General features: G+C 38.6%; 14 protein-coding genes and 1 pseudogene. 7 read left to right on the top strand and 8 right to left on the bottom strand.

Annotated features, from left to right (window positions below):
- The first annotated feature begins 17 nt into the window (after positions 1 to 17).
- From dpaL to ACO6FI_RS03685, 5 genes are all read left to right on the top strand, one after another.
- Positions 18 to 1,211 carry a diaminopropionate ammonia-lyase gene (gene dpaL / locus ACO6FI_RS03665; RefSeq protein WP_009447235.1) on the top strand — a complete coding sequence of 398 codons (1,194 nt, stop codon included), beginning with the start codon at positions 18 to 20 and terminating at the stop codon, positions 1,209 to 1,211.
- A gap of 36 nt (positions 1,212 to 1,247) precedes the next feature.
- Entirely contained in the window at positions 1,248 to 2,576 is a 1,329-nt protein-coding gene (locus tag ACO6FI_RS03670) for a YgeY family selenium metabolism-linked hydrolase (RefSeq protein WP_124950773.1), read from the top strand.
- 118 nt (positions 2,577 to 2,694) lie between these two features.
- A complete protein-coding gene (gene ygeW / locus ACO6FI_RS03675; RefSeq protein WP_314449159.1) occupies positions 2,695 to 3,891 on the top strand; it encodes a knotted carbamoyltransferase YgeW in 1,197 nt (398 codons plus the stop codon).
- Positions 3,892 to 4,030: 139 nt separating this feature from the next.
- On the top strand, positions 4,031 to 4,978 hold the full coding sequence (gene arcC / locus ACO6FI_RS03680) for a carbamate kinase (protein ID WP_485456152.1): 948 nt from the start codon (positions 4,031 to 4,033) through the stop codon (positions 4,976 to 4,978).
- A gap of 14 nt (positions 4,979 to 4,992) precedes the next feature.
- Positions 4,993 to 6,324 carry a uracil-xanthine permease family protein gene (locus tag ACO6FI_RS03685; protein WP_485456153.1) on the top strand — a complete coding sequence of 444 codons (1,332 nt, stop codon included), beginning with the start codon at positions 4,993 to 4,995 and terminating at the stop codon, positions 6,322 to 6,324.
- 85 nt (positions 6,325 to 6,409) lie between these two features.
- Here the strand turns inward: ACO6FI_RS03685 and ACO6FI_RS03690 are convergent.
- Positions 6,410 to 6,657, bottom strand: a pseudogene (locus tag ACO6FI_RS03690) (IS3 family transposase); the annotation flags it as partial.
- Between the two features lie 354 nt (positions 6,658 to 7,011).
- Here ACO6FI_RS03690 and ACO6FI_RS03695 point away from each other — a divergent pair.
- Entirely contained in the window at positions 7,012 to 7,089 is a 78-nt protein-coding gene (locus tag ACO6FI_RS03695) for a transposase (RefSeq protein ID WP_485456187.1), read from the top strand.
- 608 nt (positions 7,090 to 7,697) lie between these two features.
- Here ACO6FI_RS03695 and ACO6FI_RS03700 read toward each other — a convergent pair.
- The 5 genes from ACO6FI_RS03700 to ACO6FI_RS03720 form a co-directional block, all read right to left on the bottom strand.
- Positions 7,698 to 8,804 (bottom strand): Gfo/Idh/MocA family protein, encoded by a 1,107-nt coding sequence (locus tag ACO6FI_RS03700; RefSeq protein ID WP_485456154.1) that lies wholly within the window; start codon positions 8,802 to 8,804, stop codon positions 7,698 to 7,700.
- A gap of 21 nt (positions 8,805 to 8,825) precedes the next feature.
- Positions 8,826 to 9,659, bottom strand: a complete 834-nt coding sequence (locus tag ACO6FI_RS03705; RefSeq protein WP_485456155.1) for a carbohydrate ABC transporter permease — start codon at positions 9,657 to 9,659, stop codon at positions 8,826 to 8,828.
- Between the two features lie 2 nt (positions 9,660 to 9,661).
- On the bottom strand, positions 9,662 to 10,549 hold the full coding sequence (locus ACO6FI_RS03710; protein ID WP_298056557.1) for a carbohydrate ABC transporter permease: 888 nt from the start codon (positions 10,547 to 10,549) through the stop codon (positions 9,662 to 9,664).
- A 61-nt stretch (positions 10,550 to 10,610) separates the two neighbouring features.
- A complete protein-coding gene (locus ACO6FI_RS03715; RefSeq protein ID WP_298056555.1) occupies positions 10,611 to 11,960 on the bottom strand; it encodes an ABC transporter substrate-binding protein in 1,350 nt (449 codons plus the stop codon).
- A 280-nt stretch (positions 11,961 to 12,240) separates the two neighbouring features.
- Complete coding sequence (locus ACO6FI_RS03720) at positions 12,241 to 13,098, bottom strand: AraC family transcriptional regulator (RefSeq protein ID WP_485456156.1); 858 nt, start codon at positions 13,096 to 13,098, stop codon at positions 12,241 to 12,243.
- Between the two features lie 287 nt (positions 13,099 to 13,385).
- Between ACO6FI_RS03720 and ACO6FI_RS03725 the strand changes: the two genes are divergently transcribed.
- On the top strand, positions 13,386 to 14,750 hold the full coding sequence (locus tag ACO6FI_RS03725; RefSeq protein ID WP_485456157.1) for a TrpB-like pyridoxal phosphate-dependent enzyme: 1,365 nt from the start codon (positions 13,386 to 13,388) through the stop codon (positions 14,748 to 14,750).
- 67 nt (positions 14,751 to 14,817) lie between these two features.
- Here the strand turns inward: ACO6FI_RS03725 and ACO6FI_RS03730 are convergent, their stop codons facing one another.
- Both ACO6FI_RS03730 and ACO6FI_RS03735 read right to left on the bottom strand, forming a co-directional pair.
- Positions 14,818 to 15,768 (bottom strand): ROK family protein, encoded by a 951-nt coding sequence (locus tag ACO6FI_RS03730; protein WP_485456158.1) that lies wholly within the window; start codon positions 15,766 to 15,768, stop codon positions 14,818 to 14,820.
- Positions 15,765 to 16,679 carry a dihydrodipicolinate synthase family protein gene (locus ACO6FI_RS03735; RefSeq protein ID WP_314766680.1) on the bottom strand — a complete coding sequence of 305 codons (915 nt, stop codon included), beginning with the start codon at positions 16,677 to 16,679 and terminating at the stop codon, positions 15,765 to 15,767. The genes ACO6FI_RS03730 and ACO6FI_RS03735 overlap by 4 nt, the downstream gene beginning before the upstream one ends.
- Positions 16,680 to 16,706: the final 27 nt, after the last annotated feature.

Genomic DNA, 16,706 nt, shown 5'->3' on the forward strand with positions numbered 1-16,706 from the left:
TAGGAGGTTTAAATTTCATGTCACAACTAAAATGGGTAATTAACAATATGCCCAAAACAGACGATGCTAATCTTCCGATAATGTCGGTTGAAGAGGTGACTAAGGCTAAAGCTTTTCATGAAAGCTTCCCTCAGTACAGCGAGACACCTTTAGCTGATTTGAAGGAGATGGCTAAGTTCCTCGGTTTAGGCGAGGTTAAGGTTAAGGATGAATCTTACAGATTCGGTTTGAATGCATTCAAGGTTCTTGGCGGTTCATATGCAATTGCTAAGTACATAGCTGATGAAATGAATGTAGATGTATCGGAATTACCTTATTCAGTTCTTACATCTGAGGAGTTTGCAAAGAAATTCAAACCTGCTACATTCTTCTCCGCTACAGACGGTAACCACGGTCGTGGAGTGGCTTGGGCAGCAAACAAGTTACATCAGAAATCAGTAATCATAATGCCTAAGGGTTCTACACAGACAAGACTTAACAATATCAAAGCTGAGGGTGCTGATGCATGGATTTCAGATGTAAACTATGACGAATGTGTTCGTGAGGCTGCAAAGCTTGCCGCTAAGGTTGAGCACGGTGTTGTAGTTCAGGATACAGCTTGGGAAGGTTATGAGAAGATACCTTCATGGATAATGCAGGGTTACGGTACTATGGCTCTTGAGGCTGACGCTCAGTTTGCAAAGAGACCTACTCATGTATTTGTTCAGGCAGGTGTAGGTTCACTTGCAGGTGCAATGGTAGGTTACTTTGCCAATAAGTACAAAGAGAACCCTCCAATCATGGTAGTTGTTGAAGCTGAAGCTGCAGCATGTCTTTATAAGGGTGCTAAAGCTGCAGACGGTAATATAAGAATCGTAGACGGAGATATGGATACAATCATGGCAGGTCTTGCTTGCGGTGAGCCTAATATCACATCTTGGGATATCTTAAAGAACCATGTAACATGCTTTATAGCTGCAGAAGATGAAGTAGCTGCCAGAGGTATGCGTATGTTAAACGCTCCGTTAAAGGGAGATCCTCAGGTACTTTCAGGTGAGTCCGGAGCCGCTCCGTTCGGTGCTCTCGCTACTATTATGATGGACGATGAATACAAGGAGCTTAGAGAGAAACTAAACTTAACTAAAGATTCAAAGGTATTACTTTTCTCAACCGAGGGCGACACAGATCCGCAGCGTTGGAGAAATATTATCTGGGAAGCTAAGGAAAGATAAGATATAGTTGTTATTTTTTAAAGGAGGAACAAAACAATGGGTAAATTATCAAAAGAAGAGTTGGAAAAGATTAAATCTTTAGCTGAAGGCTACAAGGCTGATATGACAGCTTTCCTTCGTGCTATAGTTGCAAATCCGGGCGAGTCATCTGACGAGGCTGCTCACGTTGCTACAATTAAGGCTGAGATGGAAAAGGTAGGATTTGACGAGGTTAAGGTGGATCCACAGGGTAACGTTATGGGATTCATGGGATCAGGCAAGACTCTTATCGCTTTTGACGGACATATTGATACAGTAGGTATCGGAAACAGAGACAACTGGAACTTCGATCCGTATGAGGGATTCGAGGATGATGAAGAAATCGGCGGTCGTGGTGTTTCAGATCAGCTTGGCGGTACAGTTTCTGCAGTATATGCTGCAAAGATCATGAAGGATCTCGGACTTCTTAACGACAAGTATCGTGTAATGGTTGTAGGTACAGTTCAGGAAGAGGACTGTGACGGTCTTTGCTGGGAGTATATCTACCATGAGGATAAGATCAGACCTGAGTTCGTTGTATCTTCAGAGCCTACAGATGGCGGTCTTTACAGAGGACAAAGAGGACGTATGGAGATCAGAATCGATGTTAAGGGTGTTTCTTGCCACGGTTCAGCTCCTGACAGAGGTGACAACGCTATCTACAAGATGGCAGATATCTTAAGAGATGTTCGTGCGCTTAACAACAACGGTGATGCAGAGTCTACAGAGATCAGAGGTCTTGTAAAGATGCTCAATCCTAAGTACAACGATCAGTGGAAGGAAGCAAGATTCCTTGGTAGAGGAACTGTTACAGCTTCTCAGATCTTCTTCACATCTCCTTCTCGTTGTGCAGTAGCCGATTCTTGTGCAGTATCTCTTGACAGAAGAATGACTGTAGGTGAGACTTGGGAGTCATGTCTTGAGGAAATCAGAGAACTTCCTGCAGTTAAGAAATACGGCGATGATGTAGTTGTAAGTATGTACAACTATGACAGACCTTCATTTACAGGTGTTGTATATCCTATCGAGTGCTACTTCCCTACTTGGGTACTTCCTGAGGATCACAAGGTTTGTACAAGTGCTGTTGCAGCTTACAAGGATCTCTTCGGTGATAAGAGAATCGGTAATGCTAAGACTACACCTGAGCGTGAGGTTAGACCGCTTCTTGACAAGTGGACATTCTCTACAAACGGTGTTTCAATCATGGGTAGAAACGGTATCCCTGTAATCGGATTCGGACCTGGAGCAGAAGCTCAGGCTCATGCTCCAAACGAGATCACATGGAAGAAAGACTTGGTAACTTGTGCGGCATTCTATGCAGCTCTTCCTGCTTACTACTGTGACTAATCTTTATAGATTGTATTTTGATAGATTATAATCCCCGATACACAGTTTATCCGGGAGTGTAACAGAATTGTATATTATAAAAACTAAAGCAATGCTTTTAAAATAAGGAGTTTAAAAAATGTCAAATTTCAAGAATTTAGTTGAAAAGTTAAAAGGCCTAAAGACACAGGATATGTTCATGAACGATTTCTTCCTTACATGGGAGAAGACAGACGACGAGCTTAACGCTGTATGGACAGTTGCAGATGCACTTCGTGATTTAAGACAGAGAAACATCTCTACAAAGGTATTTGATTCAGGCCTTGGAATTTCACTTTTCCGTGATAATTCTACAAGAACAAGATTCTCTTTCGCTTCAGCTTGTAACCTTTTAGGTCTTGAGGTTCAGGATCTTGACGAGGGTAAGTCACAGATCGCTCACGGTGAGACAGTTCGTGAGACAGCTAACATGATCTCTTTCATGGCTGACGTTATCGGTATCAGAGATGATATGTACATCGGTAAGGGTAACGCATATATGCACGAGGTTGCAGATTCTGTTGAGGCAGGATACAAGGACGGCGTTCTTGAGCAGAGACCTACTCTTGTAAACCTTCAGTGTGATATTGACCACCCTACACAGTGTATGGCTGATGCTCTTCATGTAATCCATGAGTTCGGCGGTATTGAGAACCTTAAGGGTAAGAAGATTGCTATGAGCTGGGCTTATTCACCATCTTACGGTAAGCCTCTTTCAGTTCCGCAGGGTGTTATCGGTCTTTTCACAAGACTCGGTATGGATGTTGTTTTAGCTCATCCGGAAGGTTATGAGGTAATGCCTGAGGTTGCTGAGGTTGCTAAGAAGCAGGCAGCTGAGTGTGGCGGTAAGTTCACTATCACAAACGATATGAAGGAAGCATTCAAGGATGCAGATATCGTTTATCCTAAGTCATGGGCACCGTTTGCAGCTATGGAGAAGAGAACAAACCTCTATGCAGAGGGCGATTCAGAAGGAATCAAGAAGCTTGAGAAAGAACTTCTTGCTCAGAATGCAGAGCACAAGGATTGGGCATGTACAGAAGAAATGATGAAGCTTACAAAGGACGGTAAGGCTCTTTATCTTCACTGCTTACCTGCTGATATCACAGGCGTTTCTTGCAAGGAAGGTGAAGTTGACGGTTCAGTATTTGACAGATACAGAGATCCTCTTTACAAAGAAGCAAGCTTCAAGCCATATGTTATCGCTGCTATGATCCTTCTTGAGAAGTTCAAAGATCCTGCTAAGGTTCTTGAGAAACTTGAGGCTCGTGGACAGGACAGAATCCTTTCAGAATAATATAAGTCAAAGGACTTATCCATGTGGCAGTAGTTAAATATAGACAATCATTTCACTGCTGCCTATAAACCAAAAGGCAGGTCACAAAAACCTGTCTTTTTTTTAACATTTCCTAGAAATTTTATTAAGGGGAGATTTTATGACAAAAAAATTCAAAAGCAAGATTGTAATCGCTCTTGGCGGTAATGCCCTCGGCAACAACCTGAAAGAACAGATGGTAGCTGTAAAGACAACCGCAAAGGCTATCGTGGATTTGATTGAAGAAGGCCATGAGGTATTGATTGTACATGGTAACGGTCCACAGGTCGGTGTAATCAACAATGCTATGACGGAGTATGCTCATTCTACAGACTCGGATCCTACTCCACTGTCAGTATGTGTTGCAATGAGTCAGGCATATATCGGTTATGATATTCAGAACGCTCTTCACGAGGAGTTCTTAAACAGAAATCTTGAAGTTCCGCCTATCGCTACAGTAGTAACTCAGATAAGAGTTGACGAAAATGATAAGGCATTTGAGAATCCTTCAAAGCCTATCGGTAAGTTCATGGGCAAGGACGAAGCTCTTGCGGCTGCAGGCAGCAGAGGTTGGATTGTTAAAGAGGATGCCGGCAGAGGTTACAGAAGAGTTGTTGCTTCTCCTGCTCCGAAGGAAATCATAGAGCTTTCAGCTATTAAGTCTATGGCTGATGACGGACAGGTTGTTATCTGCTGCGGCGGTGGCGGAATCCCGGTTATTTCAAACGGTAAGCATCTTGCAGGTGTACCTGCAGTAATAGATAAAGACGCTGCTGCTGCTCTTCTTGCAAAGAATGTAGGTGCAGATACTCTTATCATCCTTACAGCTGTAGAAAAAGTTGCTATAGGTTACGGTACGGAAAATGAAAAATGGCTTGATAATCTCAGCACAAAAGAAGCATTAAAGTATGCTGATGACGGTGAGTTCGCTCCGGGATCAATGCTCCCTAAGGTACTTGCTGCAGTAGACTTTGCTTCATCAGGCGAGAATAAGACTGCTGTGATAACATTGCTTGAGAAGGCTAAAGATGCCATCAACGGCAAAACCGGTACAAAAATTGTTGATTGATAAGGAGAAATATTATGAGCAATCAAACAACAAAGCAGTATGCTTCAATATTTGAAATGGATGGATTCCCAAAGCTTACAGAAGCTATTCCACTTGCACTTCAGCACGTCGTAGCTATGATTGTAGGCTGTATTACACCTGCTATTATCGTAGCAAATGTTGCTCAGGTTTCTGAGGCTGACAGAGTAATTATGATACAGGTTTCACTTGTGGTTTCAGCTCTGTCTACATTCTTACAGCTGTTCGGTATAGGTACCAAAACATTCAGAATAGGTGCAAAGCTTCCTATGATTATCGGTATAAGCTTTGCATATGTTCCAAGTATGACAGCTATTGCAGGTACTTCAGGTATCTCCGCAATACTTGGCGCACAGATAGTCGGCGGTATTATCGCTGTTATAGTAGGACTTTTTGTTAAGAGTATTCAAAAGTTCTTCCCGCCTCTTGTAACAGGTACTGTAGTATTTACTATCGGTCTTTCACTTTACTCTGTTGCTGTAAACTATATGGCAGGCGGTGTAGGTAAAGACAACTACGGTTCAATACAGAACTGGGCAATCGCTTTAATCACACTTATTATAGTTATAGGATTAAACAACTTCGGAAAGGGCCTTGTAAAGCTTGCATCAATCCTTATTGCGATGATTATAGGTTATATAATAGCTCTTTGTACAGGTATGATTAATTTCTCATCTGTTGCAAGTGCAGGTTTATTCTCACTTCCACAGCCTTTACATTTCGGAATAACATTCGATCCTGCAGCTTGTGTAGCAATCGGACTTCTGTTTGCTATCAACTCTATTCAGGCTATCGGTGACTTCACAGCTACCACAAGCGGTGCTATGGACAGACTTCCTACAGGTGATGAGCTTAGAAGCGGTATTATAGGTTACGGTGTTACAAATATAATCGGTGCCCTTCTTGGTGGACTTCCTTCAGCTACATACTCACAGAATGTAGGTATTGTAACTACAACAAAGGTTATCAACAGAGTTGTACTCGGACTTGCAGGTGTCGTAATACTTGTAGCGGGACTTATACCTAAGTTCTCAGCACTGCTTACCACTATTCCGTTGTGCGTACTCGGCGGTGCTACAATATCGGTATTTGCTTCAATAGCAATGACAGGTGTGAAGCTTATCTTCACAGAGAAGATGGACTTTAGAAACTCTTCTATCGTAGGTCTTGCAGTAGCTCTCGGTGTAGGACTTTCACAGGCACAGGAGTCACTTGCCGCATTCCCTCCGGCATTCACAACCGTATTCGGTAAGAGCCCTGTAGTTGTTGCAACTATAGTAGCTATCATATTGAATGTAGTACTTCCAAAGTCAAAGGATACAAAGTAATACATTAAAATATTCGAGCTGTCGCATGCGACATTACCCCAAAAAGTTGAAATTTTTTAGCGTAGCAGTTTATATAGCTGCCACGCTATTTTTGTGCAGCCAATAGCCTAAACTCGTATTGTACCGGACTTAGCCATTCTGGTTTTTCTTTAATTCTTTGTTCATTGTAATACTTTATGCATGTTCGATTTCTGACTTTAACTCATCATAGCTATAGTAAATAACACCATGATATATTTCTTGTTTTATTAATCCAAAGAAGTTCTCAATAACAAAGTTATAATGACAGTTTTCCTTACGAGACATGCTTTAGAAGATTCTTTCTTCCTTGAGAGGATTAGAGGGTGATTGTCAATTCCATAGCTTATAATTTCACCATTACACATATCCATAAATAGATCCGGATAAAGCTTATGCTTTGTCATGTTAACTTTAGCATTAATCTCCTAATACTTAAACTCTGTAGTATCTGTTGTAATCTTCTGACGTGGTACATATGTGCTAAATCGTCTCCTTTACTGTATATAAGGTACTTGGTACACTTAACAATTCATCTGATAGAATTGTGGAAGCTATATCAATAGACGAGTTTAAAGGTAAGGCCGGAACCGAAAAGTATCAAACTATTGTTGTGGACCCTATAAAACACAAGGTACTTGACATCCTCTACCCAAGGAAAAGTCTTTCATAGATATGGCTAAAACATACTTTCCAAACGCTAAAATAGTTGTTGACAGGTACCACTTTATAAGGCGGGTATATTGAGCTCCGGAGAATGTAAGAAAGAATGTAAAAAAAACATGTCAAAGACTCTTAGAAGGTACTATAAGTGAAGCAGACACATTATTACGGCGAGAAAATCAAATCTGTCTAAAGAAAATAAGGCGGCACTTAATCTAATGTTAGAGTATTCAGAATACTTAAGGAAAGCACAATTCATAAAAGAGTTTAATGCGGCAATCACAGCATTCAGAAATAATTACAAATACATCTTAAATTCACTTATGTATCGGTACATATAAAATAGACCTACAAAAGTATTTAATAACAAGACAAATGTACTTAAAAGAATATCTTATGGTATGCATAACTTTACCTATTTTAGTAATAAAATTTTAATGTCGACAGCCTAAAAAATGAATGTGGACGAGGTCTTTTTTTGCAAAAAATATTTATCAGGCTTTAAATATTATACTGCCCGGCAAAAGGGTAAGTTCAAAAAATTCCAAATATAAAAAAGTGGGCTGAAAAATCAACCCACCCCAACAATTGACATAGAACCTAAAAATTTGGGGCTGTCAAATGTGACAGCCCCATTTTGGAATATGAAGTTTTTATATAAAAATTAGTATTTGTATTTGGCTTATACAAAGCTAATTTTTAATCTCTGATAGCTTTACCTTTCTATCTTCATTAAGAGATAACGTTAGAGCATCTGCAGTTGCAATAGCGGCTCTTGCCGCTTTTCCTGTAAGTAACGGCATAAACTCGTCACTGACAGGTGTTCCATGTAATACATCATTAAAGAATTTCATTTCATTTTTCATAATGCTGTGGAGCCACATAGGCGGTTTTTTACCCGGCTTTCCATACATTATGGCTCCATCCATCTCAGTCCCATGATAAATTCGTGTACGATCATCATCCTCTTCTTTTGATTCATGTACTAAAAAATGTTCTATCTTGTCTCCAACCCTTAGAGTACCTCCACAATCATACATATCTATTCTTATAGCACCTTTAGTACCCTGAATTAATACATAATGTTCAGGCCAACGGAATGCCGACCCATACTCCAGTACTGCAAATTTTTTATTTGGAAACTCAAGACTTATAAACAGCATATCATCTTCATCACCAAACTCTTTTCCCTGATGTGCAACATTTCCACCAATCATCGTCACCTCTTCAGGTTCACCCATTATAAACTGAATGCAATCAAGTTCATGTATATGATGGTACAGATGACCACCGGACTTTTCACGTATTTTTTTCCAACTTATACTCTCCTGTGGTTCTTCCCATCCATTCCTTGCTGAATGGCAATATAGTACATCTCCAATAATACCTTCATTGATAAGCTTCTTAGCATGCCTTACACCGTTAAAAAAGTTCATGACATGACCTGCCATAAATCTTACACCATGCTCTTCACAAGCCTTAACCATTGCATCACAATCACTATATGACAATGCAATCGGCTTCTCACAAAATACATGAACACCATGCTTTGCCGCTTTTATAACAGGTTCTTTATGTAAATAATTTGGTGATGCTACAATAACCGCATCAACATCACTTCTACTATACAATTTATCCAAGTCTGTTTCAACATCACAATTCAACTCTTTTGCTATTTCTACAGCATTATTTGGGTCAAATACTGCAACAACTCTCGCATTTTCCTGCTCATTCATTATCCTACCAAGCTCAGCACCAAAATATCCGGTACCTACAAGTGCATACCCTATTCTTTTCATTATATTAATAATCCTCCAATTTTACTTTACTGAACCTTCCGTCATGCCACCTGCTATATACCTTTGTATGAATGTAAAGAATATTACAGATGGAATTACAACTATTGTAGATGCTGCCATCATACTTCCCCAATCAAGAATTTCAGCTCCCTGTAAAGACTTCAGTGCTACAGAAACTGTCATCAAATTCGTGCTGTTTATCAAGATCAAAGAATATAAAAATTCATTCCAAGCATTTATAAAAGTATATATTGCTGTCGCTACAATTCCCGGAGCTACAAGAGGCAATACTATTCTCACAAATGTAACAAGCTTATTTGCCCCATCAACTCTTGCCGCTTCTTCTATTCCTATAGGAACCGTTTTAAAAAATCCTACAAGCATCCAAACTGCATAGGGTACACTAAATGACAAATATACTATTATAAGTCCCACTCTTGTATTGGTAAGTCCAAGTTTTGCCATCACTAGGGAATAAGGGATTGCAAGGAGTATAGGTGGAAACATATATGTAGTAACCAAAACCCTCGACATAATATTCCCAAACTTCGGGAAAAATCTCACAATTCCATATGCAGCCATAGAAGATACAGTTATCGCAATAAACGTTGTTATCAAAGCTATTATCAAACTGTTTCCGATATTAACTGTAAATCCTAAATTATCTATTACATTCTTATAATTGACCAAAGTAAATTCTTTAGGTAAAAAAGCTGTAGGGTTAGAAGTCAACTCTCCGGATTCCTTTACTGAAGAAAGTAATACCCACACTAAAGGAAAAAAAGCTATAACAGATAAAATTACAAGATATATATGACAACACAAACTTCCAATTTTTTCTTTTAGTCTTCCCATTATTACTTATCCTCCTTTTCCCACCTATCTATAACTTTAAAATATAATGTACAAACAATCAGTAAGAATATAAGTAACAGCATCGTTACAGCTGATGATTTCCCTAAAAGCTTTGTACCCCAACCCATATTGTAAGCATATATCGGTACTGTAGTAGTTGCATTTGCAGGTCCACCACCTGTTATCAAATATATTAAATCAAAGTTGTTAAACACCCAAATAGTCCTCAAAACAACCAGCAGCCCAACAACAACTTTAATATGCGGCAATGTGATATGTTTAAATTGCTGCAATTTACTTGCTCCGTCAATTTGTGCCGCTTCGTACTGATCTGTAGGTATAGTTTGAAGTGCTGAAAGCACATTCACCATAATCATTGGTGCACCAAACCATATATTTATAAATATAAGTGTTCCAAAAACAAGGTTTCCATCACTTAAAAACTGTGGTAAATTTGATGCTAACCCTAGATTTACAAGTAAGTTTGGAATAAATCCCGATACACCGTTTAAAATCCACTTCCATGCAAGTGCTATAACGATAGACGGAAAAGCCCATGGAATGATAAGTAATATCCTATAGACACCTTTAAAACGCTTCACCTTATGTAATGCCAAAGCTGACGTGAAACCGATTATTATCTGACCTAAAAGTGAACATACTGTCCATAGTATTGAAATTAGAAAAGCCTTGTAAAAACCTACATCCGATAATATTGATATATAGTTCTTGAATCCGACAAATTTATAACTATGCTTTGTTAGATGTTTTGTTGTTAAGCTAAAATATGAACTTGAAAAAATAGGATAAATAAGCAAAGCTCCTACAATTATCAAAGCCGGGAGTACAAATAACCACCTTGAATAATTAGATTTTATTTTATCTCGCATCAGTTACCTCTCCTTTCTTAAAAAATGCCCCATCTCTTTCTAAATGGGGCATTCAAATTCACTATTGAACTGAGGCAAATATCTCATTTAGCTTATCTTCTGCGTTCTTAGCTGCTACTTTAACATCTGTTCCATTTGTTATAATATCCTGGAACATTCCCTCTATTATACCTTGCGATGTCAGAAGCCCTGCTTGTACACTAGGTCCATGTTCAAATCCAATTGCTGTACCTCTTTTTACTGCGTCCTCAATAACTTTCTCTTCATCCGCAAACTTTTGTATAGTTTCATTAGATTTATACTTTTCCGAATCTGAAATACCTGTTATAGCCGGAAGCATTCCAACCGGTGTTGCCGCTAAAAATTCAGTATAAGTATCTGTATCATATAGTGTTTTCATAAATGCCTTGCATATTTCCGGATGTTCTGATTTAGCCCACACTACCATAGGTATATTAGAAGTTTCAGCACCGTAATCCGGATCATCAGCCTTCATCTTAGGCAACGGAGCACATGAAATCTGATCTACTAATTCCGGAGAGTTGGTCTTTACACCTGAAATCTGAAATCCGCTATTAAAATCAAACGCCGTCTTTCCTTGATAATATAAGTTGGCTTGATCAAGCACTGCATAGTTTACAGAATCTTTCGGCGAGCAGTTCTTATAAATATCCAGCCAAAAATTAATTCCTGCTATAGCTTCGTCACTTGTAAGATTTGCCTTTAAATCATCTGTCAAAAGACTACCACCTGCACTACGAACATAGAAATTTAAAAACCTTGTTGCCATTAAATCATTAGAACCACATGGAAATGAACATCCATATACACCATCCTTTGTAAGAGCTTTTGCTGCTGTAGCAAACTCATCCCATGTCTTAGGAACATCAAGATTTGCAGCCTTAAGTAAATCTTTCCTATACCACATAACCTGTGCATGTGAATATAGAGGTATTGAATAGCATTTTCCATCCTTCTCCCCTTCAGAAAGTGCAGTTTTTGCAAATTTATCTCTTCCGATATCATCAATAAGATCATCTACCGGAATTACCGCCTCTGAATCCATCATCTCTACCACATGACTCGGTAACGCTGTACTCATATCCGGAACATTTCCTGACGCAAGTCCGGTTGTCCATTTTGTATAGAAATCTCCCCATGAAAAAGTCTCTATATTTATTTTAACCTTTGGATTATCCTGCATAAATTTATCTGCTGCTTTTTGTATAACCTCTAATCTAGGTCCCTGTGTAAAAGAATGCCAAAAAGTAATCTCACCATCTAACTCTTTGGCTTCTTGACTACTTGTATCCGTTCCGGTTGATTTAGTACTTTGCTGACCACCACAACCGACTAATGTTGATGCAACTAATACTGCTGTTAACAATCCGTTTAAAAATCTTTTCTTCATTATTCCCTCCATATAAACTATATTATTATCACAACTAAAAATATTTTTACGCTCATTTGTGATAATTGTTCTTGATGATGATATTATATTATATTTTTTATACTAATTCTATAAAATCTAGACTTAAAAATAGCATAATACGCTTATGTTATAATCTTATCAATATATTTTAGCACAAAAATAAAACAGATATTCTAGATAAAATAATTCTAAAAATATCTGTTTTTATACTTTAAAATATGTTTTTTTCACTTATAAATAGCATAATAGTCTTATAATCTTATTCTTTTGCAGCTAATCTATACTGCCTTGGCGTATACCCAAATGCTGCCTTAAATTCTCTAATAAAGTAATTAGGATCATTATATCCTATGCTGTATGCAATATCACTTATGGAGACATTACTGACTAACAACTTCCTTGCTGCTGTAGTTAATTTTAAGTCCTTTATATATTCCATTGGTGATTTACCTACCTGTTCTTTAAACAAGGCACTAAATCTTTGTTTACTAAGTTCTGCCATATCTGCGAGTCTCTGTGGACTATATTCTTCCGACGGATGTAGAATCACATAGTCTAATACAACCTGTATTCTGCTGTCCATCTTTGTAGTAGCTTTTTTTATTCTATTTACCAAACTTTCAAATGAATACTCATCTGATTTCATCAGCTTCAATGCATGATCCGGATACATTATATTCGACTTTTCTATCAAATGTCCTATTAATAGTTCCATATATCCTCTTACAAAAAACATTCTTGCCGGATCCTCTTCTTTTATATAATGGTATATCTTCTCAAAGAAAATTTTCTCGTCCGCCCCATCTATAACATTCGGTATACCATAGTAGTCCTTCAAAAAATCTCCACCTTCAAAATACACCGAGTTTGTAAACCGTATACTTGTAAACGAAAAATTTTCACTTGTAGTATAACATGAAAGCCTACTTCCTTTTGGAATGTACACTATTTGAGATTTACTAACAACAAATTCTTCATCATCTATAAAAAAAGTTCCACTACCAAATTCTATATATCTAAGCATATTATAAGGTACTATACTTTCAGGATAAACCCAATTTTTTCCAAAAGAATATGTATCAATATACAAGAAGTTAAACCTTATATTGTCAAACATTCACTATCACCTTCGTTCACTACTCTTTAATTGTATTATATAAAATATCATTCTTTCATTCAATAAAAATATATGATACTGAAATACTGAATAAACCAAACTTACTATAATATTTGTAAGTATCTTCTAATACCTTTACATACTTAATATCGCAATAACTTTTATACCCGATATACAAACTTTATGAAATCTTATTCATTCCCTACTGGACTTAAATACTATATCAATGTATACTTTACTAAATAATATTTGCCGGCGGCAAGTATTTAGCTGAAAGGAGAGAGTGTATGGAGATACCTTACAAGATTTATTTGGAAGAAAGCGAGATGCCGAAGTATTGGTACAATATGAGAGCCGATATGAAGAACAAGCCGGCTCCGCTTTTAAATCCGGGAACACATAAGCCTGTTACTGCCGACGAGTTGTCACATGTATTTTGTAACGAGCTTGTAAAACAGGAGCTTGACGATACTACAGCATTTTTTGAGATACCTGAAGAAATCAGAACATTTTACAGAATGTACAGACCTGCTCCGCTTGTCAGAGCATACTGCCTTGAGAAAAAACTCGGCACACCTGCAAAGATATACTACAAATTTGAAGGAAACAATACCAGCGGAAGCCATAAGTTAAACTCTGCTATAGCTCAAGCCTACTATGCTAAGGAGCAGGGACTTAAAGGAGTTACTACAGAAACAGGTGCAGGACAGTGGGGTACGGCACTTTCTATGGCATGTGCATACTTTGACCTTGACTGCAAGGTATACATGGTTAAGGTATCTTATGAGCAAAAGCCTTTTAGACGTGAGGTAATGAGAACCTACGGCGCTTCAGTAACACCTTCACCTTCTATGGAGACAGAAGTAGGAAGAAGAATCCTCGAAAAGCATCCGGGAACTACAGGAAGCCTCGGCTGTGCCATCTCAGAGGCCGTAGAAAAGGCTACTACAAGTGAAGGCTACAGATATGTACTTGGAAGTGTATTAAACCAGGTACTTTTACACCAGTCAATTATCGGACTTGAGACTAAGGCCGCACTTGATAAGTACAATATCAAGCCTGATATCATTATAGGCTGTGCAGGCGGAGGTTCAAACCTTGGCGGACTTATCTCTCCGTTTATGGGTGATAAGCTCAGAGGAGAAAGCGATGTAAGAATACTCGCTGTAGAGCCTGCATCATGTCCAAGCTTTACAAGAGGAACATTTGCATATGACTTCTGTGATACAGGTATGATGACACCTCTTGCAAGGATGTATACACTTGGCAGTGATTTCATTCCTTCCCCAAGCCATGCAGGCGGTCTAAGATACCACGGTATGAGTTCTACACTCTCACAGCTTTATCACGACGGATATATGGAAGCAATTTCCGTAAACCAGACCGATGTATTTAAGGCTGCAGAGTACTTTGCAAGAACAGAGGGTATACTCCCTGCTCCTGAGAGCTCACATGCTATCTATGCCGCTATTGAAGAAGCAAAGAAATGTAAAGAGAGCGGTGAAGAAAAGATTATTGTATTCGGACTTACAGGTACAGGTTACTTTGATATGGTAGCTTATGAAAAATTCCATGACGGAAAGATGGATGACAGTGTACCGACTGATGAAGAACTCAAAAAATATGCAGCTATGCTGCCTAAAGTAGACTAAAAAATACTAGCTTTATTTCATAATTTTGTATTATGAAATAAAGCTCATTTACATTCATGTCTCTATTTTATTTATTCTCTATCAAATAATATATGGCACCGATAAGTCCTGCGTCATTTCCAAGTTTTGCAGATACTATTTCAAGACCTTCCGAAAATCTAGGCATTACCTTTTCATGTACCTTTTTACTTAAAGCTTCTATAAACTCTTTTCTGGTGCTTACTCCGCCGCCTATAATAACCTGCTCAGGGTTAAAGATATGGACAAGTGAAATGATTCCAAGTGATATATCATCCACCCACTTATCGACCGCCTGCCTTAAAAGGCTATTTTCATTTAAGGCATCAAATATATTTCTTCCGTTGATATTTTCTTCAAAGTCTTTCGGGAAAGCTGTCGGATTTTCTTTTTGCAGTTTTGAAACACTCCTTACAAGCGCCGTTGTGGAAGCGTATCTTTCAAGACAACCTACATTTCCACACGAACAGCTCTCTCCGTCTCCATGTATCACTATATGTCCTATCTCTCCTGCAAGTCCTCTTTTACCAAGTAAGATTTTATCATCAACTATGATGCCCCCTCCAACTCCGGTACCGATAGTTATAGCCACAATATTTTTATGGCCTCTTCCCGCTCCGATCCATTTTTCACCCAGAGCCGCACTGTTCGCATCATTTATGACTATAGTTTTGGCTGAATATTTCTTTTCAAAGCTTTCCTTTATCTTTGAGCCTACCCAGTTCTTTATATGTCCGGCGCTGCCGATTACCTCGCCTTTTTCAGAATCTATCTGACCTGTAGCAGATACACCTATTCCCGATATTTCTCCAAAGTCAAGTCCGCTTGAAGCCACAAAATACTCCGTTTTTTCCAAAACAGTCTTAAGTATCGGTGTTTCATAACCGTCAAATGAAACCGAGAACTCATCCCTTTGAAGTATATTGCCGTCCTCATCAACAAGCCCGAACTTTGCGGCGGTTCCGCCTATATCAATTCCTAAATATACTTTATTCATCATAAAAATTTCTTCTTGGCATCAACTATCATCTTTGCTGCCGCTTTTGCAATCTCTTTATCGGCATCTGTCAATTCAACAAGCGGCTTTCTTACGCTGCCGATATCAAGTCCCTCGTTGATTCTAAGGACTTCCTTTATCATTGCATACATATTTCCATGACCTGATGTAAGCTTTTCAATGATGTCGTTTACATCGTACTGAATATCTCTTGCTCTCTTAATATCACCGCTCTCTATGCTCTCATTCATTGCAAGGAAAAGCTCAGGCATTGCACCATATGTTCCGCCTATTCCGGCTCCGGCACCTATTACTCTACCTGAAACAAACTGCTCGTCAGGACCGTTAAATACAATGTAGTCGTCTCCGCCGTCTCTTACAAATCCTTGAATATCATATGTAGGCATTGATGAGTTCTTTACACCGATAACATTCTTATTCTCTCTCATCTTCGCATAGAGGCCTCTGCTTAAAGCCACTCCTGCAAGCTGCGGAATATTGTAGATGATGAAATCAGTATTCGGTGCCGCACTGCTGTAATCATTCCAGTACTGCGCAATAGCGTACTCGGGAAGCTTAAAATAAATCGGCGGAATTGCGGCTATAGCATCTACTTTGAGACTTTCGGCATGAGCGGCAAGCTCCATACCGTCTTTTGTATTATTACATGCTATGTGATTTATTACAGTAAGGTCTCCCCTAACCTTCATTACATTTTCAAGAACAACTTTTCTGTCCTCTACACTTTGATATATACACTCACCTGAAGAACCGTTTACATAAACGCCTCTCACCTTTTTATCCACAAAGTACTCTGTAAGCGCTCTTACTCTCTCAGGACTTATCTCTCCCTTTTCATCATAGCAGGCATAAAATGCCGGTATAACACCCTTATATTTATCTAAGTTTCTCATAGTTCCTCCTTATACCAGAGATAATAT

Source organism: Lachnoanaerobaculum sp., from assembly GCF_057250505.1.